General features: G+C 75.0%; 18 protein-coding genes. 6 read left to right on the forward strand and 12 right to left on the reverse strand.

Annotated elements, in window-relative coordinates; all coding sequences use genetic code 11:
• Nucleotides 1-192: 192 nt before the first annotated feature.
• Together MLV88_RS02230 and MLV88_RS02235 are read right to left on the reverse strand one after the other, a co-directional pair.
• The gene (locus tag MLV88_RS02230) at nt 193-666 is read right to left on the reverse strand and encodes a DUF2721 domain-containing protein (protein WP_242361377.1); all 474 of its coding nucleotides are present in this window, start codon (nt 664-666) and stop codon (nt 193-195) included.
• Nucleotides 667-670: 4 nt separating this feature from the next.
• A complete protein-coding gene (locus MLV88_RS02235) occupies nt 671-1,384 on the reverse strand; it encodes a YwaF family protein (protein WP_242371773.1) in 714 nt (237 codons plus the stop codon).
• A gap of 164 nt (nt 1,385-1,548) precedes the next feature.
• Here MLV88_RS02235 and trhA point away from each other — a divergent pair, with 164 nt between their 5' ends.
• Nucleotides 1,549-2,217: a PAQR family membrane homeostasis protein TrhA gene (gene trhA, locus MLV88_RS02240; RefSeq protein ID WP_242340309.1), complete on the forward strand. Its 669-nt coding sequence runs from the start codon at nt 1,549-1,551 to the stop codon at nt 2,215-2,217.
• Nucleotides 2,218-2,241: 24 nt separating this feature from the next.
• Here trhA and MLV88_RS02245 read toward each other — a convergent pair whose 3' ends face one another.
• Nucleotides 2,242-2,763 (reverse strand): hypothetical protein, encoded by a 522-nt coding sequence (locus MLV88_RS02245; protein ID WP_242371770.1) that lies wholly within the window; start codon nt 2,761-2,763, stop codon nt 2,242-2,244.
• A 254-nt stretch (nt 2,764-3,017) separates the two neighbouring features.
• On the opposite strand from MLV88_RS02245, the gene MLV88_RS02250 reads away from it, so the two are divergent.
• On the forward strand, nt 3,018-3,347 hold the full coding sequence (locus MLV88_RS02250; protein ID WP_242340307.1) for a hypothetical protein: 330 nt from the start codon (nt 3,018-3,020) through the stop codon (nt 3,345-3,347).
• Between the two features lie 185 nt (nt 3,348-3,532).
• On the forward strand, nt 3,533-4,018 hold the full coding sequence (locus MLV88_RS02255) for an aminoacyl-tRNA deacylase (protein WP_242361385.1): 486 nt from the start codon (nt 3,533-3,535) through the stop codon (nt 4,016-4,018).
• Between the two features lie 31 nt (nt 4,019-4,049).
• On the opposite strand, the gene MLV88_RS02260 is transcribed toward MLV88_RS02255, so the two are convergent.
• Both MLV88_RS02260 and MLV88_RS02265 read right to left on the reverse strand, forming a co-directional pair.
• The gene (locus tag MLV88_RS02260; RefSeq protein WP_242361386.1) at nt 4,050-5,066 is read right to left on the reverse strand and encodes a zinc-binding dehydrogenase; all 1,017 of its coding nucleotides are present in this window, start codon (nt 5,064-5,066) and stop codon (nt 4,050-4,052) included.
• A 92-nt stretch (nt 5,067-5,158) separates the two neighbouring features.
• Nucleotides 5,159-5,356 (reverse strand): hypothetical protein, encoded by a 198-nt coding sequence (locus MLV88_RS02265; protein WP_242361388.1) that lies wholly within the window; start codon nt 5,354-5,356, stop codon nt 5,159-5,161.
• A gap of 76 nt (nt 5,357-5,432) precedes the next feature.
• Here MLV88_RS02265 and MLV88_RS02270 point away from each other — a divergent pair, with 76 nt between their 5' ends.
• Nucleotides 5,433-5,825 carry a TraR/DksA family transcriptional regulator gene (locus MLV88_RS02270; protein WP_243336728.1) on the forward strand — a complete coding sequence of 131 codons (393 nt, stop codon included), beginning with the start codon at nt 5,433-5,435 and terminating at the stop codon, nt 5,823-5,825.
• A 27-nt stretch (nt 5,826-5,852) separates the two neighbouring features.
• Nucleotides 5,853-6,476 carry a DedA family protein gene (locus tag MLV88_RS02275; RefSeq protein WP_242361393.1) on the forward strand — a complete coding sequence of 208 codons (624 nt, stop codon included), beginning with the start codon at nt 5,853-5,855 and terminating at the stop codon, nt 6,474-6,476.
• Here MLV88_RS02275 and MLV88_RS02280 read toward each other — a convergent pair.
• The 5 genes from MLV88_RS02280 to MLV88_RS02300 all read right to left on the reverse strand — a co-directional run bounded on the left by MLV88_RS02280 (nt 6,463) and on the right by MLV88_RS02300 (nt 16,466).
• On the reverse strand, nt 6,463-8,607 hold the full coding sequence (locus MLV88_RS02280; protein ID WP_243336729.1) for a beta-propeller domain-containing protein: 2,145 nt from the start codon (nt 8,605-8,607) through the stop codon (nt 6,463-6,465). The two genes, MLV88_RS02275 and MLV88_RS02280, sit on opposite strands and share 14 nt — an antisense overlap.
• A 127-nt stretch (nt 8,608-8,734) precedes the next feature.
• Nucleotides 8,735-10,198, reverse strand: coding sequence for a sensor histidine kinase (locus MLV88_RS24430; RefSeq protein WP_242361398.1), 1,464 nt, complete (start codon nt 10,196-10,198; stop codon nt 8,735-8,737).
• Nucleotides 10,195-10,602: a response regulator gene (locus tag MLV88_RS02290; RefSeq protein WP_242361401.1), complete on the reverse strand. Its 408-nt coding sequence runs from the start codon at nt 10,600-10,602 to the stop codon at nt 10,195-10,197. Before MLV88_RS02290 ends, MLV88_RS24430 begins: the two co-directional genes overlap by 4 nt.
• A 165-nt stretch (nt 10,603-10,767) precedes the next feature.
• Nucleotides 10,768-14,427: a 1,4-alpha-glucan branching protein GlgB gene (gene glgB / locus MLV88_RS02295; protein ID WP_243336730.1), complete on the reverse strand. Its 3,660-nt coding sequence runs from the start codon at nt 14,425-14,427 to the stop codon at nt 10,768-10,770.
• 17 nt (nt 14,428-14,444) lie between these two features.
• Nucleotides 14,445-16,466 (reverse strand): alpha-1,4-glucan--maltose-1-phosphate maltosyltransferase, encoded by a 2,022-nt coding sequence (locus MLV88_RS02300; protein ID WP_242340297.1) that lies wholly within the window; start codon nt 16,464-16,466, stop codon nt 14,445-14,447.
• A gap of 255 nt (nt 16,467-16,721) precedes the next feature.
• On the opposite strand from MLV88_RS02300, the gene MLV88_RS02305 reads away from it, so the two are divergent.
• On the forward strand, nt 16,722-18,620 hold the full coding sequence (locus tag MLV88_RS02305) for a 4-alpha-glucanotransferase (protein ID WP_242340296.1): 1,899 nt from the start codon (nt 16,722-16,724) through the stop codon (nt 18,618-18,620).
• Between the two features lie 120 nt (nt 18,621-18,740).
• On the opposite strand, the gene MLV88_RS02310 is transcribed toward MLV88_RS02305, so the two are convergent.
• Entirely contained in the window at nt 18,741-20,354 is a 1,614-nt protein-coding gene (locus MLV88_RS02310) for a GMC oxidoreductase (RefSeq protein WP_242340295.1), read from the reverse strand.
• 158 nt (nt 20,355-20,512) lie between these two features.
• A complete protein-coding gene (locus MLV88_RS02315; protein ID WP_242340294.1) occupies nt 20,513-21,415 on the reverse strand; it encodes a LysR family transcriptional regulator in 903 nt (300 codons plus the stop codon).
• Nucleotides 21,416-21,431 lie beyond the last annotated feature (16 nt).

Genomic DNA, 21,431 nt, shown 5'->3' on the forward strand with positions numbered 1-21,431 from the left:
CGCGCCCCGCCGCCGCGGCGCGGGCGCGAGGCGCAAGAGCGCCGCCAGCCGCCGCCGCGCGGGCGGGCGCGGCACGCGCCGCGCCGGCCGCCGCTAGCGGATTCGACCGCGAGTCGCCGTCGCCGGACGGTCCGGGCGCCGTCGAGACGCGCGCGCCCGGCCGCCCCGGGGATCGCAGGAGGGGAGCGCTCCTCAGCGCTCGCGTCCGGCCGCCTCGCGCTCCCCGGGCAGCTCGAAGCTGAGGGTGGAGACCGCGATGAGGATCTCGCGCAGGAAGAGGACGAGCGCGGAGACGAACGCGCCCATGGCGGCGATGAACAGCACGGCGAGGAAGATCGAGAAGTCGACGCCGACGAGGTAGCCGACGAAGGCGCTCGCGATGAGCACGCACACGAGGAGCGCGGCGCTCGTGCCGGAGGTGATGGCGAGGTTCACGAGCTGGCGCCTGCGCAGGAGCGTCTCGATCTCCCGCTCGATCCAGCCGAGCTCCTCCCGCGGGAGCTTCGACGCGCGGTCGATGAGGATGCGGACGCGGTCCACGATGCGGGCGAGCCGCCCGGACAGGACCGAGAGGATCGTGCCGATCGCGGTGAGGAGGAACACGGGCGCGACCGCGAGCTGGATCACGCGGGCGATGTCGGTGATGTGGGCGGCGTCGCCTTGCACCCGCTCATGGTAGCCGAAGCTCGCCCGGCGCGCGGCTCCGTCGACCCTTCCCGCCACGGAATGGGAGGGAGAGGAGGAACAGGAGCACGGCCGCGACGGCGTCCGCGCCGAGGATGTAGACGGGCCACGGGCCGAGCAGGTCGAGGAGCGTCCCCGAGCGCGGCCTCTCGCACAGGTACATGTAGTTCGTGCCGAAGCGCGCGTTCACGACCCCCACGGCCAGCGCGTAGGCGTTCACGCCGAGGAGCGTGCGCCACCACGCCCCCGGCCGCGGGCGGAGGAGCCCCGCGAGGACCAAGAACAGCACCGAGGCGACGATCGCCCCGTGCGCGAGGAAGAACTGGATGGCGGCGTAGGACGGGAACGGCACGTCCGCCAGGTCCGGCGTGACGAGCGCCATGCCGCTCCCGGCGAGGCCGAGGAAGTAGACCGCCTCGAGCGCCCAGGGCCTGAGCGTCGCGAGCGCGTACACCGCGAGCCAGAGCACGACGTCGCACAGGTCGAGCGGCAGCCCGTGCGGAGGGTTCAGCCAGCCGAGCGACACGCCGTGCCGGTACCAGACGAGCTCGTTCACGGCGATCACCGCGGCGATGGCGCGGCAGAGGGGCCGCGCGAGGCTGGGCCGGGCGCGGGCCGCCGCCGCGAGCGCCGCGGCCACGACGGGGACGGCGGCGAGGATCGCGAGGTGCGTCGCGCCGAAGAGGCGGAGCGTGCCCACGGAGGATGCGATAGCGCGGCGGCGCGCCCGCCGCCCCACCCTCCCCCGCGCGGTCCCCCCCCGGCTGCGCGCGACCGCGCGGGCATCGCCCCGTCCGGTCGCGCCGCGATGACGCCCCGGTGACGCGGTCACCGCAACTCTCGAGAGAGGACGGAGGAGCGGCGATGGCGGGGGAGCGGATGGCAGGGGTGACGGAGGTGGCGCGCGTGAAGCCGCGGCTCCGCGGCGTCTCACACGAGATCGCCGCGTACCTCGCGGCTCCGGCCTGGGCGCTGCTGTTCGTCCACGCGGAGACGGGCACCGCGCGCACCGGGGCACTCACCTACGGAGCGAGCCTGTTCGCGCTCTTCCTCGCGAGCGCCGTGTACCACCGCCCCACCTGGTCTGCCCGGGCGCGGCGAATCCTCTGGCGCGTCGATCACTCCGCGATCTTCCTCCTCATCGCCGGGACCTACACGCCCCTGTGCCTCCTGCTCGGCGACCGCGGGCGACCGCTGCTCGCCGCGGTCTGGCTCGGCGCCGCCGCGGGGGTGGGGCTCTCGATCGCCTGGGTGACCGCCCCCAAGGCGCTCATGGCCGCGCTGTACGTGCTGCTCGGGTGGCTCGTCGTGCCGGTGGTGCCGGCGCTCCACGCCGCCATCGGCCCCGCGGCCCTGGCGCTCCTCCTCGGCGGCGGGCTCCTGTACACGGTGGGTGCGGTGATCTACGCGCTGCGACGGCCGGATCCGTTCCCCGCGGTGTTCGGGTTCCACGAGATCTTCCATTTGCTCGTGGTGGCCGCGGCGGCCTGCCACTTCGCCGTGGTCGCCGGCGCGATCCGCGCGCTGCGCTGACCGCCCCGAGCCCGCGCCTCGCCGTCAGGTGCGCGCGCGCAGGAGCGCCTCGCGGAGCGTGACGAGCCCGTCCGCGTCCACTCCCCTCCGCAGGCGCGCCGCGATCGCCGCGGCGATGGCGGGCCACGCCGGGTCGAACCACGCGCTCGACGTCCGCCCGCCCTCGTCGTGCACGCGATCGAGCGCGGCGCGGATCTCGATCACCGCCGCATCCTCGAGCCGGTCCGCCTGCGCGAGCTCGAGCGGCACCTCCCGCAGCACCCGGTCGCAGACGCGAGCCGCGAGGACGCGCGCCTCGACGTAGGACAGCCCGCGGATGTCCTCCGCCGTGAACCAGCGCTCGCCCCGGGCGCGGCTCTCGAGCTGCGCCTCGACGTCGGCGACCGGCCGCGCGCGATCGCCGAGGACGGCGCGCGCGGCGCGGAGGGCGCCGTCCGGATCGGCGCCGGGCGCGAGCTCGAGCAGGAACAGCCGGCCGGCGGCGTCCACCTGGGCGCGCGCGAGCTCGGGGAGCAGGGACAGGCGCGCCAGCACGGGCGCGAGCACGGTGCCTCAGCCGAGGCCCGCCACGGGGCCTCAGGAGAAGCCGCTCGCCCGCAGGAGGAGCCGTCGATCGGGGGTCTTCACGCGTGCGACTCTACACCGGCCCCCTCGGGATCCAGGGGCCCGGTGCAGGCGAGGCGAAGGGCGCCCGGAGGCACGGACGCCCGCGACCGCGTCCCGCGTCCGAGCGGCTCCGGGAGGCCACCTCGACGCGGGCCACCGATCGGCCGACGCTCGTTCGCGGAAGGAGGCTGTCGATGCGCTTCGTCACCCTGAACCTGATCTTTGCGACGTGGCTGCTCATCTCCGCCTTCGCGTTCCCGCAGACGCCGTTCTCCACCGCGTTCACGGCCATCTCGGCGCTCGTCGTCGCCGTCGCCGCGTTCGCCGCGCAGGGCAAGCCAGGCCTGCGCTACGTGATCTCGGTGGTCGCGGTGCTGCTCGCGATCGGGGCACTGTTCCTCACCAACGTCTCGGGCATCGCCCGCGTCAGCAACGCGCTCGTCGGCGCCGTGCTGTTCGCCATCTCGCTCGTCCGCCCGGGGCACGCGGCGACGCCGCAGACCCCCGCGGCCTCGTCGCCCTGAAGGCGCGGCCGTCCCGTCTCCGGACCCCCCGCGCCCGAGCGGCGGGGCCCGCGAACGCGTGCCCGCGGCGCTTCGACGCGAGCGCCCGCCGGCCGGCTCCCCGCCCGCGGGGACCGCCCACGCGAGCCGCCGCGAGGGAGGCGCGTCGGCCGCAGAATGCGCATGTACGGCAAGGAGGACGGGCCATGATCCCATCGCTGATCGAGACGCACCTGCGCGAGAGCCATCGCGGGTACGAGCACCACACCCACCGCACGGCGATGTCCGCGCAGGAGCTCGCCGCTGCCGAGCACGTGAGCGGCCACCGCGTCGCCAAGCCGGTCGTCGTCAGCCTCGACGGCCTCATCGCGTTCGCCGTCGTGGCGGCCACCGACCGCGTGAGCCTCGCGGCCCTCGAGGAGGCGACGGGGCGCCCGGCCGAGCTCGTCGCGGAGTCGGAGTTCACGCCGCGCTTCGAGCCGTGCGAGGCCGGGGCGGAGCCGCCGTTCGCGATGTTCGGCGTGCCGATCTTCGTTGACGAGGTGCTCCTGCAGGAGCGGAAGCTCGTGATGCCGGCGGGCACGCACGAGGACGCGGTCGTGCTCGACACCGGCGAGTGGATGCGCTGCGAGGGTGTCACCCCCATCGCCGGCCTCGGCATGGCGTCCGCCCGCTCCGAGTTCGGCGGATGAGCGCGGCGGCCTAGCGCCACCCGCGCCAACCTCAGGGCTTCAGGACGGCCCGGCCGAGGAGGGTCCCGTCCGCGAGCGCGTCCACGCCCTCCTGGAAGCGCTCGAGCGGGAGCACGCGGTCGACCATCGTCCTCACCCGCCCCTGGGCGACGAGCTCGACCGCCTCCCGCAGCTCGGCGAGCGTGTTCCCCACCGAGCCGAGGACGCTCTGCTCGCCGACCACGAGCTGGATCGGGTGGATCTCGAGCGCGTCCTCGGAGTAGCCGACGAAGACGAGCCGGCCGCGCTTCGCGAGGCAGCGCGCGCTCGCGGCCATCGTCTCTCGCGTCGCGACGAGCTCGAACACCACGTCGGCGCCCCGGCCAGAGGTGAGCTCGCGGACGCGCGCGGCGACGTCCTCCTCGCCGGCGCGCACCGTGGCGTCGGCGCCGAGCGCGCGGGCGGCCTCGAGCTTCCGCGGGGTCCGGCCGACGGCGATCACGCGCGCGCCGCGCAGCCGCGCCACCTGGACGAGCCCGAACCCCACCGCCCCCACGCCGTACACGACCACCCAGTCCCCGAGGCCCACGCGCGCGAGGCCGGCCGCGTGGACCGCGGTGGTGACGCCGCAGCCGATCGGCGCCGCGTCGGCGTCGGAGATCGCGTCCGGGAGCGGGACCGCGTTCCGCGCGGGGACCCGCACGTACTCGGCGAAGCCGCCGTCGGTGACGAAGCCGTGCTCCGCCCGGAGGGCGTCACACAGGTTCTCGTCGCCGCGCAGGCAGTGCAGGCAGCGGCCGCAGCCGGAGTAGTAGTAGACGATGACCCGCTCCCCCACGCGCGCCGGCTCGACCCCCTCCCCCACGCGCTCGATCCGTCCGACGATCTCGTGGCCGAGGGTGAGCGGCGCCACGCCGAGGTCGAGCAGGCCGGACAGGAAGTGGAGCTCGGTGTGGCACACGCCCGCCGCGGTCACCCGGACCCGCACCTCGCCGGGGCCGGGAGCGGGGGTGGCGATCTCCTCGAGCTGCAGCGGCTTCTTCGGACCGTGATAGCGGATGGCGCGCATGAGGGCCTCGGACGTTCGTTTCGGGATCCCCGCCGGCCTCCAACTAACCGTGCGGACGTGGCCCGGCCACTCTCCATGGCCACGCCGGCCGCTCACTCTCCGCGCATCGGGCAGCCGTGCGCGACCACCTCCACGGTCGCCTCCGGGTGGCGCTCGCGCAGGAGCCGCGCGTAGTCCTCCGCGCGGTCGCGGTTGCGGGTGCCGCAGACGGGCGGCTCGAGCCGCTCGTCCGGACCGAGGAGGGAGGAGGTGCAGGCGGGGCTGCCGTCCACGGTGACGTGCCAGACCATGGCCCCGGAGAATACCTCGACCGGGCCGCGGCTCCGGCTGGCGCCCGGCGCCGGCTTCCGGTAGTCGTGTACCGGAATGACCCCAGGGCAGCGCGCGAACGTGAAGAAGACGCTCGAGCGGCTCCGCGCCGAGCTCCTCCGGACCGGCCCGGCCCGGATCGAGCCCAACCGGACGGATCCCGCCACGACCGGCGTGGCGGACGAGGACGCGCAGGCGCTCTCCGAGATGCTCCAGGTGCTCGCCTCGCAGCGCAACAAGGGCCAGGCGGAGCTCGTCGCGCGGATCGATCGGGCCCTCGCGAAGCTCGCGAACACCCCCGAGGACTTCGGGCTGTGCGAGGACTGCGACGAGGAGATCGCGCCCGGGCGGCTCGCGGTGATGCCCTACGCGACCCGTTGCCCGGCGTGCCAGGCGAAGACCGAGCCGCGGCTCGGCGGCACGCGCCGCAAGCTCACCGACTACCGCTGACCGCCGCGAGGGCTACCTTACCGTTCGATGGTCGAGCGGTTCGTCGAGCACTTCGGCTACGGGGCCATCCTGGCGCTCCTCGTGGGAGCGGGCGTCGGCGTGCCCCTGCCCGAGGAGCTCACCCAGCTCACCGCCGGCGTCCTCGCGCACCAGGGCTACCTCCGGTTCGTGCCGTCGGTCGTCGCCTGCTGGGTCGGGATCGTCGGCGGCGACTTCCTCTTCTACTCGCTCGCCCGGCGGCACGGCGACGCGGTCATGGAGAGCCGGCCGGTGCGGCGCGTGCTCACGCCGGGGCGGCGCGCGTGGCTCGAGCGGCACTTCGAGCGCCACGCGTTCTGGACCATCGTGGTCGCGCGCCACACCTCCGGGCTCCGCCTGCCGGCCTTCGCGCTCGCGGGGACCCACGGCGTCGGGCGTCTGACCTTCCTCCTCGCGGACGGGCTCTCCGCGCTCGTCTCCGTCCCCCTCGTCGTCACGGTCGGCTACCTCGCCTCGCACCACCTCGCGGAGGCCCACCGCGACCTGCGGCGCGTCGAGCTCGGGATCCTCGCGGCCGTGGCGCTCGCGGCCCTCGTCGCCTGGGCGGTGCGCGCGCGCCGTCGCCGGGCCGCGGCGGCGCGCGGTCCCGGCGAGGCCGTCACGGAGCGGTGAAGTCGATCCGCGCGAGATCCGCGCCGAGCGAGCGCGTGTCCTGGACACGCACCTCGCCGTCCGTGAACGACAGCACGAAGTCCTCGAGGAACAGGCTGCGCTTCACCGGCGTGCTCGCGTCGGTCCACCAGCCGGAGCACGCGTCGCGGAAGGTCTCGGGCGTCTCCGGCGTCGCGTGCGCCACGCCCCCGAGGTAGGTGAAGCCCGCGTCGGCGCGGACGCGGTAGACCCGCAGCCCGCTGAAGGTCATGAGGTCGCCGTAGCCGCCGGCCGGGTCGCCGCCCTCGCAGATGACGATGGGCAGCGCGAGGAGCGCCTTCTCCGCGAAGTAGTTGAAGGCGAGGTGGTCGGTCACCGCCTGCGAGGTGGACCCGCGCGTACCGATGAGCTCCCGGTACGCGAGCGCCGGCGCGGCGGGATCGGCGACGTCGAAGAGCTGGAGCTGGATCCCGGTGAACCAGGCGAACCCGCCCTGGTCCGACGCGTCGTAGCCGAGGGTGAGGAGGTGGTCCGGATCCATGAGGTGCAGGTAGGTGGAGAAGCCCGGGACCTTCAGCTCCCCGGCGATGGCGGGCGCCGCCTGATCCGCGAGGTCGAGCACGAACAGCGGATCGGTCTTCTTGAAGGTCACGACGAACCCGCGCGCGCCGTCGAAGCGGACGGAGCGGATGTCCTCCGAGGGGGCGATGCCGTCCACCCGCCCGACCTCCTCGAGGACCCCGCCCGCGTCCCGCAGCACCGCCACCGCGCTGTGCGCGGCGGGATCCGGCGAGTGGCCGGTCGTGGTGGCGATCCGGAGCGCCCCCGCGTGCTCGTCCAGCGAGAACGAGCTCAGCACCCGCCCCTCGACGACGCCGCTCGCGCGGTACTCGGCGCGCGGCCCGGGAGCGTCCGCGAGCTGGAACGCGTGCACGGTCGTGGCCTCGGGGGAGGCCTCTGGCTCCCCCCAGAACCAGCTCCCGCCGCCGCGCCAGGCGTGCGGCGACGCGACGTACAGCGCCGCCGGCGCGGCGTAGACGAAGCCCGGCCGGCCGAGCACGGTCGTCACCGAGAGCGGGCCCTCGCCGTCCGTCGAGAGCGAGGCGATCGAGACGAACCCGACCCCCAGCCCCTCCGCCGAGGCGTGGAAGCCGGGGCAGGCCCCGAGCACGTCCGCGTCCACGGCGTCGCCGCCGGCGTCGTGGCGGACGTCGCGGACCGCGGGCACGAAGGCGCCGAGCTCCGCGCCCTCGATGAGGGCGCGGTTCGCGCGGCGGAGCTCCTCGAAGGCCTCGCGGATCGCCCGGGGCGACGTGCCGTCACCGCATACGAACGTGCTCGGCCAGTACGCGAGGCCCGGCACCGTCCGCTCGGGCAGCGCGAGGACGGCGTGGACGGACGCGCCGATCCTCCGGGCCGCGAGGTACGAGCCGTTGAAGGTCACCTCGCGGAGCACGCGCGGCCGGGCCGGGTCCGAGACGTCGAGCACGGTGATCTTCGAGGGGTTCCCGTCGCCCGTGGGCACGCAGTCGTAGCCGTAGGTGCAGTCGCCGGCCGGCACGGCGACCGGGCTCGCGGTCGTGCCCCCCGGCACGGGCACCCCGCCGCCGCCCGAGGGCGGGACCGGGGTCGGGCCGGGCTCCGGGGTGGGCGCCGAGAGCGACGAGAACACGACGACGCGGCCCTCGTTGAGGAGGAGCCGCCGCGGCGTCCCCTCGACCTCGACCGCCGCGATCCGGTGCGCCTCCGCGGCGGGCCAGGCGTCCACGATCTGGAGGCGCCCGTCGCCGATCGCGTAGACGAGGTTCCCGTCGGTCTTCACGAGGTCCGGCTCGTCCACGCCCGCGACCTGGACGTTCGTGTCGGAAAAGGCCTTCGCGCCGCCCCCGTCGCCCGCGTCGCCCGCGGGCGCGAGGGGCGGGACCGCGCCGCCGTAGGCCCAGCAGCGCCCCTCGAGCGCGGTCGCCAGGTTCGCGTCCAGGGCGCGGTCCATGTCTGCGACGAGGCGATCCCGGAGGGCGCGGGCGAGGTCCTCGCACCCGGCGATGGGGTCGAGGCCGACGCGGGCGATCGCGACCTCCGGCCCGCCCGCGCCGGAGTGACAGCCGGCCAGGGCGAGGCCGGCGAGGACGAGAGCGGCGGTGGCACGCACGGGAGATCCTCCTCGACGAGGCGGGAGCACACGCCGCGTGCGTCGAGGATACGCTCACCCTCCTCGCCGGCCGTCCGCCGTACGGGGGCGGCTCGTCCGGGTCGGCGGCGACGGAGTCGCGGCCGTGTTACCCCGCGCGGCGGGACGCGCCCGGGTCGCTCCCGGCCAGGACCGGCAGCGCGGACGCGGCGCGCACCGGGAGCTGGATCACGAAGCGGGCTCCGTTCGTGTAGCCGCCGTCGAGGAACATGGCCCCGCCGTGGCGCTCGACGATCTGGTAGCTCATCGCGAGCCCCAGCCCGGTGCCCTTCCCGACGCCCTTCGTCGTGAAGAAAGGCTCGAAGAGGCGCGCCTGGTGCTCCCGCGCGACACCCGGCCCGCTGTCCGCGACGGTGACCTCGATCCGGTCGCCGACCGCGCGCGCCCGGACCGTGACGGTGCCCGCGTCCCCGACGGCGTCGAGCGCGTTCTGGACGAGGTTGTGCCAGACCTGGTTGAGCTGTCCGGGCTGGAAGGCAGTCCGCGGGAGCGGGCCCACGTCCACCTCCACGCGGACCGCCTCCGGCAACCTGCGCGAGAGGAGCGTCGCGGTCGCGCGGAGCCCCTCCCCGGGATCGCCCAGCACCATGCCGGGCGCGTCCCCGCGGATGAAGGCCCGCAGATCGGCGTGAACCTGCCGCACCCGCTCCATCGCCGCGCGCATCATCTCGGTCGCGTCCCGGACGTCCTTCGAGGTGGTGTCCACGTCGAGCTCGGCGCATCGCCGGCGCAGCGCGGGCAGGTCCGCGGCCGTCGCGGCCTCGGCGGCGCGCGCGACCTCGAGCAAGCCTCCGAGCGAGGCGCCGAGCGGGTCGAGGTTGTTGTGGAGCACGTTCAGCGGGTTGTTGATCTCGTGGGAGAGGCCGGCGAGGAGCCGCCCGAGCGCGGTGAGCTTCTCCGAGGCGACGAGGCGCGCCTGCGCGTCGCGGAGCTGCTCGAGCGTGCGCTCGACGTCGGCGTTGCGCATCGCGAGCTCGTGCGACACGACGAAGCCGTCGCGCACGAGCTGGCTGCGCACGAGCGTCATGATCGTCGCGATGACCCCCGCGCTGCCGATGTAGAAGCCGGCCGCCACGAAGTCCGCGAGCTCGCGGGCGTCCGGCCACACGGCGAACCCCGCGGACATCACGGCGAGCAGGAACCCGAACAGCGCGAGGGACCACCGGGCCGGCCAGGAGAACATCGCCCCCGCCCCCCAGAAGAAGAGCGAGAAGCCGAAGACGTAGGCCGGGAAGTGCCGGACGTGCGGCAGCATCAGGGCGATCGACGCGCCGCCCACCGCCAGCGCCAGCACGACCCACGCGCGCAGCCCGCGGGTCGTCCGCGCCCGGCGGATGGCGACCACGCAGATCGAGGCCACCGCGGTCGCCGCGAGGCGCATGGCGGTGAAGGGCTGCACCCACTCCGGCTCGAGCAGCGCGTCGAAGACGATCCAGAGCGGGATGAGCACCGCGGAGAGGACGACCGCGGTCGTGCCCTCCCAGCGCTCCCGCGCGAGGCACGAGGCCTCGAAGCCGGCCTCGAGGTCCGGGCTCGCGGCTCCGGCGCTCACGGCGCGTCGCCGCCGGAGGCCCCCGCGCGCCGCGCCCGCGCGATCCGGACCTGCTCGTCGAGCGTGCGCTGGAGGTCGTCGCGATCCCACGGCTTCATGACGACCGCCGCGGCGATCCCGGTGCGCGCGGCCTCGGCGAGCTCCGGGTGATCGGGGTAGCCGGTCACCATGACGCGGCCGACCTCCGGGTGCGCCCGCTGCATCCGGACGAGCAGCTCGAGCCCGTTCATGCCCGGCATCGCGTAGTCCACGAGCGCGACGTCGAAGCTCCCCGCGGCCAGCTCGGAGAGGGCCTCGTCTCCGGACAGGGCGAGCGTCGCGTCGTATTCCGCCCGGAACACGATGCGAAACGTGCGCAGGTTGGCGTGATCGTCGTCGACCACCAGGACCCTCGGCTTCGGCACCTCCGCAGGCATACCGGCGCAGGATAGCGGAACCGGGGCGGCGGCCGAAGGGGGCCCGGGCGCCCTTCGCCCGCCGCGGGCCGGGAGGTCCGGGGCGCCGGCGGACGCGACGGGTGCTGCCCGCCCGCCCGCCTTGGTCCGGCAGGGCGCCGGAGGGTCGGGGCGTCAGGCGCCCGGCTCGCGGCGGAAGAACAGCGCCCCGAGGGGCGGGAGCGTGAGGGTGAGCGAGTGTAGCCGTCCGTGCGCGCCCACCGGCGCCGCCTCCTGCCCGCCCAGGTTGCCGAAGCCGGCGCCGCCGTAGCGGGACGCGTCGCTGTTCAGGACCTCGCGCCAGAACCCGCCGCGCGGCACGCCCACCCGGTAGTTCTGGCGCGGCACCGGCGTGAAGTTGAGGACGACGAGGATCTCGGGATCGGCCTCCCCTCCCCTGCGCAGGAACGACAGCACGCTCGCCTCGGCGTCGTTCGCGTCGATCCACTCGAAGCCGCCCGCGTCGAAGTCGCGGACGTGCAGGGCGGGGCTCTCGCGCATGAGCCGGTTCAGGTCCTCGACCCAGGCCCTCACGCCCTCGTGCTGCTCCCGCTCGAGCAGGTGCCAGTCGAGGCTCCGCTCGTGGCTCCACTCCTGGCCCTGCGCGAGCTCACCGCCCATGAAGAGGAGCTTCTTGCCCGACTGCGCCCACTGGTACGCGAAGAGGAGGCGCAGGTTCGCGAACTTCTGCCGGCCCTCGCCCGGCATCCGGTCGAGCAGGGATCGCTTCCCGTGGACCACCTCGTCGTGCGACAGCGCGAGGACGAAGTTCTCGGAGAACGCGTACATCATCCGGAACGTCACCTCGTTGTGGTGGAAGCGCCGGAACACGGGATCGTGGCCCATGTACGCGAGGGTGTCGTGCATCCACCCCATGTCCCACTTCATCCCGAACCCGAGGCCGCCGACGTAGAGGGGGCGCGAGACCATCGGCCACGAGGTGGACTCCTCGGCGATGGTCTGGACGTCGGGGTGCTCCGCGTACACGACCTCGTTGAAGCGGCGGAGGAACGCGATCGCCTCGAGGTTCTCGCGGCCGCCGTAACGGTTCGGGATCCACTCGCCCGCCTTGCGCGAGTAGTCGAGGTAGAGCATCGAGGCGACCGCGTCCACGCGCAGGCCGTCCACGTGGTACGCGTCGAGCCAGAACATCGCCGAGGAGAGCAGGAAGCTCCGCACCTCGTTGCGCCCGTAGTTGAAGATGAAGCTGTCCCAGTCCGGGTGGTGGCCCTGGCGTCGGTCCGCGTGCTCGAACAGGTGCGTGCCGTCGAAGTACGCGAGCCCGTGCGCGTCGGTCGGGAAGTGCGACGGGACCCAGTCCAGGATCACCCCGAGGCCCCGCTGGTGGAGCGTGTCCACGAGGAACATGAAGTCCTGCGGCGTGCCGTAGCGGCTCGTCGGCGCGAAGTAGCCCGTCGTCTGGTAGCCCCACGATCCGTAGAACGGGTGCTCGGTGATCGGGAGCAGCTCGACGTGGGTGAAGCCCATCCTCGCGGCGTGATCTGCGAGGAGTGGCGCGAGCTCGCGGTAAGTGAGCGACCGGTTTCCCTCCTCCGGGACGCGCCGCCACGAGCCGAGGTGCACCTCGTAGATGCTCATCGGGCTCGCGAGCCCGTTCCGCTCGCGCCGCGAGCGCATCCAGGCGTCGTCGCCCCAGTCGTACGCGAGGTCCCACACGACGGACTGCGTCCCCGGCGCGGCCTCGTGCATGAGGCCGAACGGATCCGCCTTGTCCACCTCGTAGCCGCGCTCGCGCGATCGCAGGTGGTACTTGTAGACCGCGCCCTTCTTCACGCCGGGCAAGAAGCCCTGCCACAGCCCGGAGTCGTCGAGGCGGCGGAGCGGGTGGCGCGCCTTGTCCCAGCCGTTGAAGTCTCCGATCACGGAGACGCGCTCGGCGTTCGGCGCCCAGACCGTGAAGGACGCGCCCTCGACGCCGTCGAACGCGCCGAGGTGCGCGCCGAGCGTCCGGTAGGCGCGGTGGTTCGTCCCCTCGTTCCACAGGTGCCGGTCGAGCTCTCCGGGACCACCGCGCGCGAGCACCTCGCCCGGCGCGTCTTCCTGCGCCCGCCCTGCGGCGCGCGCGGCGGCGCGCGGCGCGTCCCTCGTTCCCTTCCTCGGCAAGCTCTCCTCCCCTTCCCGGTCTCGATCCGGCTCGGTGGCGAGGAGCCCGGCGATCCCGAGCAGCGGCAGCCCCACCCACTCCGGCCGGTTGTTGAGCTCGTACGCGAGCTCGTACAGCGCCTTCTCAGTGAGGTGCAGCTCGAGCAGCGCGCGCACCTCCGCGCCGGCCCGGGGGAGGAAGCGCCCGCCCTCGGCGACGTCGAGGTACGCGCGGAGGAACGCCGCCGCGACCCAGGGATACCACACCCGCGCCCACGCCTCGGCCCGGCCCCCGTCCTCTGGGCGACCCCCCGCGCTCGCCGGGCGCCGAGCAGCCCCCTGGCACGACGCGTAGTGGAAAGAGCGGATCATCCCTGCCACGTCCCGCAGCGGCGACCCCTTCGCGCGCCGGGCCGCGAGCGGCGCCGCGGGCTCGCCCTCGAAGTCGATGACGACGAAGTCACGCCCCGTCCAGAGCACCTGGCCGAGGTGGTAGTCGCCGTGCGTCCGCGTGCGCAGCGCGGTGAGCGGTCGCTCGAGGACGAAGCGCAGGCGCCGCTCGAGGTCGTCCTCGCGCGCGAGGATCGCCTCGGCGCGCGCGCGCACGTCCGGCGCGAGCGTCCCGAGCCGCGCGCGGAGGAGCGCGAGCGCGCCGCGGACCTGACGGACCGCCCCGTCGTGGAGCGCGCGCCGGTCCTCCGGCGAGTACGGCTCCGGCCGGAACGCCTCGTCGTCCGATCCGCGCGCGAGGGCGAGGTGCAGCTCCGCGGTCCGGCGGCCGAGCAGCCCGGCCGAGTCGAGCGACGGCGCCGCGAGCGTGCGGAGCTCCGGCGGCGGCGCCCGGCCGGCGAGCTCGACGAGGGGACCGGCGGGAGGCGCGGGCGGCGCGGTGCCGGCGGCGCGCTCGAGGAACGCGGCGAGCTCGCCGAGCGTGAAGGTCCAGGCGTCGCCCTGGTTCGGGACGAACGCCTGCAGGAGCGCCAGCGCGCGGGGCTCGCCGCTCGACGGCCGGTACTCCACCGCGCCGAGCACCGGCGGGACGTTCGGGAACGCGGCCCGCTCGGTGAGGTACTCGCCGACCTCGAGCTCCGGGTTCGCGCCCGCCTCCGTGCGACGGAAGAGCTTCAGGACGAGCCGCTCGCCGAAGCGGATGGAGGTGTTGCTCTGCTCTGCGCCGAGCGGCGCCGGGGCGAGCGCCTCGACCCCGGGCGCCTCGCGCGCGAACGCCTGCGTCGGCCAGGCGACGAGCGTGCCGGCGCGCGCCCGGAACGTGCGGCCGTGCGCGATGGCGTCGAGGAGCGCGCGCGAGAAGGCCGGGTCGCGATCCGTCGCGTAGAGGAGGCCCGGCTGACCGCCGGCGCGGAGCGCCGCGACCCCCGCTCCGGGGAGGTCCGCGCGGACGCGGTCCGCCGCTGCGCCGGAGGCGAAGGCGAGCGGGAGCGAGTAGACCTCCGGCGCGCCCTCGGCGTACGAGACGGCGAGGAGCACGAGGCTCGGCGCTCCCGGCCCCGAGCCGATCCGCGCGACGTCCAGGACCGCCACCCGCAGGATGTGGCGGGCCTTCCCGCCGAACCACCGCCGGCCCAGGAGGTAGCGCGGCAGCACCTCCTCGAGGCGCTCCCGCGCCGGGCCGGGCTCCAGGATCCCGTCCCACGGCCCACCCGTCGTGATCGTCGCGAGCGACTCCTCCATCTGCCCCCTCGGCCCGTTCACATGAAGTAGTCGAAGTCGCGCTCGGTCCGGACCCGGCGGCGGATGCGGAAGATCTGGGCCGGCGCGCTCGCCGGATCGAGCTCCACGTAGTTCCGCGCGCCGTGCCAGAGGTACCGGCCGCCGCCGAGCAGGTCGTGGACCTGGTACGGCTCGTCGCCGCGCAGCCCGAGCAGCTCGAGCGGGAGCTCCAGCCAGCCGGCGTGGACGTGGTGCGGGTCGAGGTTCACCACCACGAGCACGAGATCGGAGAGGTCCTCGCTCGCCTTGGAGTAGGCGATGAGCTGCTCGTTGTCGATCGGGTGGAACGCGAGGCGCTCGTTCGACTGGAGGGCCGGGTGCTCCCGGCGGATGCGGTTCACGCGCGCGATGAAGTCGCGCAGGCTGTCCTCGCGGTCGAGCTGCCAGCTGCGCAGCTGGTACTTCTCCGAGTCGAGGTACTCCTCGCTCCCGGAGCGCACGGCGCGCCCCTCCATGTGCTCGAACGCGGCGCCGTAGATCCCGTAGCTCGCCGCGAGCGTCGCGGCGAGCACGAGCCGCGCCTGGAACATCGGCCGGCCGCCGTACTGGAGGGGCTCGGGGAGGATGTCCGGCGTGTTGGGCCAGAAGCTCGGGCGGAAGAAGTCCTTCACCGGGCTGCGCGTGAGCTCGGTGAGGTACTGCGTGAGCTCCCCCTTCGTGTTGCGCCAGCTGAAGTAGGTGTAGGACTGCGTGAAGCCGAGCTTCGCGAGGTGGTACATCACCTTCGGCCGCGTGAACGCCTCGGCGAGGAACACGAGGTCGGGCCGCGTCCGCCGCGCCTCGGCGATGAGCCACTCCCAGAAGCGGAACGGCTTCGTGTGGGGGTTGTCGACCCGGAAGATCCGCACCCCCTCGTCCGCCCAGTGCAGGACGACGTCGAGGAGCGCCGACCAGAGCGCGCGCCAGTCCGGGTTGTCGAACTCGAGCGGGTAGACGTCCTGGTACTTCTTGGGAGGGTTCTCCGCGTACTGGACGCTCCCGTCCGGGCGGCGCCGGAACCACTGCGGATGCTCCTTCACCCACGGGTGATCCGGCGAGCACTGGAACGCGACGTCGAGGGCGAGCTCCAGGCCGAGCTCGCGCGCCCGCGAGACCAGCCGCCGGAAGTCCTCCGCCGTGCCGAGCTCCGGGTGGATCGCGGTGTGCCCGCCTTCGGGCCCGCCGATCGCCCACGGGCTGCCGACGTCCACCGGCGTCGCCTCCGTGCTGTTGTTCCGGCCCTTGCGGAAGGCGCGCCCGATCGGGTGAATGGGCGGGAGGTAGAGGACGTCGAAGCCCATCGAGGCGACGTATGGCAGCCGATCGACCACGTCCCTCAGGGTCCCGTGGCGGCCGGGCTCGGGCGACGCCGAGCGCGGGAACAGCTCGTACCAGGCGCTGAAGCGACCGCGCTCGCGATCCACCGAGACGACGAGCTCCCGCGCATGGCGCGCCGCGCCGCTGCGATCCGGGTGACGGGCGACGGCGAGCCGGAGCTCCGGATCGAGCGCCTGCCGCGCCCGCTCCTCGAGCGGCGCATCCCCCCGGAGCGCCGCCGCAGAGCCCCGCAGCCGCGCGCCCTCGTCGCCCTCCGCCCGCGCTGCCGCCTGCTCGACGAGCTCGGCCCCGACGAGCAGGTCCACGGGCTCGACCGCGCCGGCCGCCAGCTTCCTCTCGAAGCCGTGCGCCCAGCTCCCGAACGCGTCCACCCAGGCCTCGATCGTGTAGCGGTGCGGCTCGAGCGCCCGGACGGCGAAGGACGCGCGCCAGCGGTCGTTCCCCACCGGCGCCATCGCGACCTCCGTCCAGGAGGGCTCGCCCTCGCGCCGGTGGCGCAGGACGGCCACGAGCGCGTCGTGCCCCTCCGTGAACACGTCCGCCTCGACGACGACCTGCTCCCCCACCGTCCGCTTCACCGGGAAGCGGCCGGCGTCGATCTCCGGGGCGACGTTCTCGATGACGACGCGTGGCGGGCGCTCGGCCGGCGGCTGGGCCGCCTCCGGGCGTGCGCGCTTGGCCATGTCCACCTCTCGGGCGCGGGGCTCGAGTGCAATCTGTGGGTGGCCCACCGCGCCGCGCATGGCGCGCTGCCGTCCGGCGCGGGAGCGGCCGGGCGGACATCTCCCGTTCGCGGGCGGGCAGGGGTCGAGGTTCGAGGTCGAGGTCGGGTCGCGGTCGCGGTCGCCCGCCCCCTCGCCCATTTCCCCCCCGTCCGCCCTCCCGCTCCCCCGCCGTGCAAGGTCTCCGCTCGTGGTCCGTGCTAGCCTCTCGCCGCCTTGTCCCCCCCCGCCCGGCGGCTCGTCCGTGAGGCGCTCGAAGCGCTCGGCATCCGCCGCCTCCTCCTCGGCGTCCACGACGCCGCCTTCCCCACTCTCCCCGGCGAGGACGTGGGCCGCGGCTCGCCCTCGGCCGACGGCGCTGTCGAGCTGCTCGAGCTCGCCTCCGCGCTCGGCTTCGACGGCCTCCAGCTCGGCCCCTCGGGCGCCACCTCCGCGTCGAATCCGTCGCCCTACGACGGCACCCTCTTCTCTCGCAATCCGCTCTCGATCGCGCTCGCGCCGCTCACGCGCCCGGAGTGGGCGTGCCTGCTCCGGGAGGAGACGCTCGCCGAGCTCGTCGCCGCGCGGCCGGGCGGCGACCGGGTGGCGTACGGTTACGCGTTCGCCGCGATGCGGCGCGCCCTCGCAGAGGTCGCCGCGCGGTTCCGCGCCGCGCGCGCGGCGGGCGCGGGGGGCCCTGTTGCGGAGCTCGCGGCGCGGCTCACGGCATTCCGCGCGGAGCACGCCGGCTGGCTCGTCCCGGACGCGCTGTACGAGGTGCTCGAGCGGGAGCACGGTGGCGCGAGCTGGCGCGCGTGGCCGAGCCGCGAGGACCGCGAGCTCTTCGCCCCGGGGCCCGGCGCCGGGGCGGCCGGCGCGAGCCGCCGGGAGGCCCTGCTCGCGCGCCACCGCGGCGAGGTCGAGGACCACGCCCTCGTGCAGCTCCTCGCGCACGAGCAGCACGCCGCGTTCCGCGCTCGCGCCCGCGCCCTCGGGCTCGCGCTCCACGCCGACCTCCAGGTGGGGATGTCCGAGCGCGACGTCTGGGCGGCGCAGGGGCTCGTCCTCGACGGATGGCGCATGGGCGCGCCGCCGAGCAGGACCGACCCGGAGGGCCAGCCGTGGGGGTTCGCGGTGCTCGATCCGCGCGGCTACTTCGAGACGGACGCGTCGGGCGGGCGCGCGGACGGGCCGGTCGTCCGGTTCCTGCGCGCGCGAGTCCGCAAGGTGCTCGCGGAGCACGACGGGCTCCGCGTCGATCACCCGCACGGCCTCGTCGCGCCGTGGGTCTACCGCGCCGGCGGCGAGCCCGGCGCGGCGGTCCGGGCGGGGGCGCGGCTCTTCTGCTCTCCCGAGCTGCCGGAGCTCGCCGCCCTCGCGATCGCGCGCGCCGACCAGGTGAACCCCGGCGTGCCACGGCACGCGGACGACCGGGTGGTCTCGCTCGACGAGGACCAGGTCGCGCGCTACGGGGCGCTCTTCGACGTGATCATGGATGCGGTGCCCGAGCCGCGCGACGTCGCCTGCGAGATCCTGAGCACGCAGCCGTACCCGCTCGCGCGCGTCATCGCGCGGCACGGCCTCGGCCGGTTCCGCGTGACCCAGAAGGCGAACCTCGACGATCCTCGCGACGTCTATCGCGGGGAGAACGCCAAACCCGAGGACTGGATCATGCTCGGGAACCACGACACGCCCACCGTGTGGACGAAGGCGGAGCGCTGGGTCGAGACGGGAGCGTCCGGGCGGCACGCCGAGCACCTCGCGTCGCGTCTCCTCGCGGAGAACGAGGATCGCGCGGCCTGGGCGCGCGCCATCGCGGCGGATCCTGCCGCGCTCGCGCAGGCGCGCTTCGCGGAGCTGTTCGTCGGGCCGGCGCGGCACGTGATGGTCCACTTCACGGACCTCCTCGGCTCGCGAGCGCCGTACAACGTGCCGGGGACGGTGTCCGGCGCGAACTGGTCGCTCCGCATCCCGCACGACGTCCGGACCGAGCACGCCGCGCGCGTCCGGGCGAACCGCGCGCTCGATCTCCCGGGCGCGCTCGCCCGGGCGCTCCGCGCGCGGGGCGCCGGGTTCGTCGCCCTTCACCGCGAGCTCCTCGCCGGGCTCGACGCCGCGGCGCGCCCGGCGCGCTGAGCGGACGCTCGGCAGGCGAACGTCCCGCCGCGGGCGGCCGACGGCGCCGGCAGGCCAGCCGCACCTCGCCGCGCTCGCGAGCGAGGCGCTCGACCGCGACCTCGACCGCCCACCCATCCGTCACCCCGGCCGCGGCGCCGGCTTCCCCGCACCCTCCCCGCTCACCGGGATCCCGCTCATCACGTGCTCGGCCAGCGCCGTGATGGTGAGCGACGGGTTCACGCCCAGGTTCGCCGGCACGAGGCTCCCGTCCGCCACGTAGAGGTCCTCGTACCCGAAGATCCGCCCCGTCCGATCGCACACCCCGTCCTCCGGCGTGGCACCCATCGTCGCGCCGCCGAGGATGTGCGCCGTGCTGGAGGCGCCGAGGAACACCTCGTGGAGGCCGCTCTGCGGGACGCCGCCCATCTTCCGCGCCATCCGCGCGGCGAGGGCGTTCGCGAGGGGCATGTACGTCGGGGGCCGCGCCTGGCCCCGGGCGAGCTCGCTCGAGAGCGCCCTGCCCCAGGGCCGCCGCGCGAGCCGCAGCCGCATGTGGCTCGAGAGCGGCTGCATCACGAGGAGGATCGCCGTGCGTCGCGCCCAGCCGAAAGGCCAGTGGGCGCGGACGAAGTCGAGGGGATGGCGGACCGCGTTGCCGAGCCAGCGGAGCCAGCGCGGCCAGGGCGGTCCGGCGCCGGTGAGGTGCGTCGACAGGAGCGCCATCGCGTCGTGGCCCTTGCCGTAGCGGACGATCTCCACGTGGGTGTCCGCGTCGGCGTCGATCCCGGAGGTGATGGCGATCCCGCGGCTGTAGTCGACGGCGTCCCCCCGCGCGGTGACCGCGAGGAGCGCCTCGCTGTTCGTCCGCACGTAGTCGCCGAGCGGCGCGGCGAGGCGCGGGAGGCTGCCGCGCTCCCGGCAGCGCAGGAGCAGGTTCACCGTCCCGAGCGCGCCGGCGGCGAAGACCACGCCCCGCGCGCGGAGCACCCGCGTCCGCCGCGAGAGCGGGCGCGTGGAGCGGACGGTGCGGACCTCGTAGCCGCCGCCCGGCGCCGGCCGCACGTCGAGGACCTTCGTCTCCGGGTGGATGACGCAGCCGCGCCGCTCGGCGAGGAAGAGGTAGTTCCGGTCGAGGGTGTTCTTCGCGCCGTGCTTGCACCCCGTCATGCAGCCGCCGCACAGCGTGCAGCCGGTGCGCGGAGGCCCCTCCCCGCCGAAGAACGGATCCGGATCCGTCCGGCCCGCCTCGCCGAAGTACACGCCCACCGTGTGGCGCGCGAACGTGCTCCCGCGCCCCGTCTCCTCCTCCACCACCTGCCGCAAGAGCTCGTCGGCCGGGAACGTCTCCGGCGCCGGGGTCGCCCCCAGCATGAAGCGCGCGGTCCTGTAGTGGGGCGCGAGCGACGCCGCCCAGTCCACGCCCGCCGGCCAGCGCGGGTCCTCGAACGCGCGCGCCGGCGGCTCGAGCAGCGTGTTCGCGTAGACGAGGCTGCCACCGCCCACGCCCGCGCCGTGCAGCACGAGCACGTGCTTCAGGACCGAGATCTGCTGGATGCCGTAGCAGAGCAGCCGCGGCATCCAGAGGGACTTGCGGACGTTCCAGTTCGTGGCCGCGAAGTCATCCGGACCCCAGCGCTTCCCCATCTCGAGCACCGCGACGCGGTAGCCCTTCTCGCTGAGCCGGAGGGCGGAGACGGCGCCGCCGAAGCCGGAGCCGATGACGATGAAGTCGTAGTCGAGCGCGTCGCGCACGCCCGCAGTCTGCCAGAGCGGGCGGGCCGCGCGCGAGCGGAGCCTCGCCTGCCAGGGCAGCCGGCCCGGGTCCCGGTTGCGCCGCCCGCGAGGGCCCCCGCCCGTCCGCTGGAAGGGCGGCGCCGCGCGCGCTCCCGTGGCCAGGAAGTGAACGTCGCTCAGCCGCGCCCGCCCGCGCCCGCGCCGATCACCTCGTGCGCGACCGCGAGGAAGCGCTGCACCACCGGGCGCGGGTCCTCGGGCCGGTGGATGGCGACGAGGCGCGTGCGCGGGGCGGGGCTCCGCAGCGGCCGGTAGACCACGCCGGGGAGCCGGACCGTCTGCGCCGACTCGGGGACGAGCGTGATGCCGATCCCGGCCGCGACGAGGGCGACGGTGGTCGACAGCTCGAGCGTCTCCTGCGCGACCTCGGGGCGGAAGCCCGCCGCGCGGCAGGCGTTCACGACCTCGTCCGCCCAGCCCGGCCGTGGCTGGCGCGGGAAGAGCACGAACGGCTCCTCGGCGAGCGCGTGCAGGGAGAGCGCGCGGCGCGCGGCGAGGGGGTGGCGTGCCGCGAGCGCCACGACGAGCGGCTCCTCCGCGAGCGGGTCCTCCCGGAGCGTCTCGTCGCCGACGGGCGGCCGGGCGAGGCCGAGCTGGATCGAGCCCGCCCGGATCGCCGCCACCTGCTCGGCGGTGGAGAGCTCGGTGAGCGTGAGCGCGATCTCGGGGTGGCGCTGCCGGAACGTCCGGACGAGGCGCGGGAGCAGCGCGTAGGTGGCGGACGCGACGAACCCCACCGCGAGCGACCCCACCTCGCCGCGCGCCACCCGGCGCGCCGACTCGGCCGCCCGGGAGACGCGCTCGAGGATGCCCCGCGCGTCCAGCAGGAAGGTCCCGCCCGCCTCGGTGAGCCGGACCCGCCGGTTCGTCCGGAGGAACAGCTCGAAGCCGAGCTCGCGCTCGAGCTGCCGGATCTGCTGGCTGAGCGGCGGCTGCGCGATGTGGAGCCGCGCCGCGGCGCGGCCGAAGTGCAGCTCCTCGGCGACGGCCACGAAGTAGCGGAGGTGTCGGAGCTCCACGGTGAGACCTCCAGAG

Origin of the sequence: Anaeromyxobacter soli, assembly GCF_022808855.1 — a bacterium.
Classification (GTDB): Bacteria; Myxococcota; Myxococcia; order Myxococcales; family Anaeromyxobacteraceae; genus Anaeromyxobacter; species Anaeromyxobacter soli.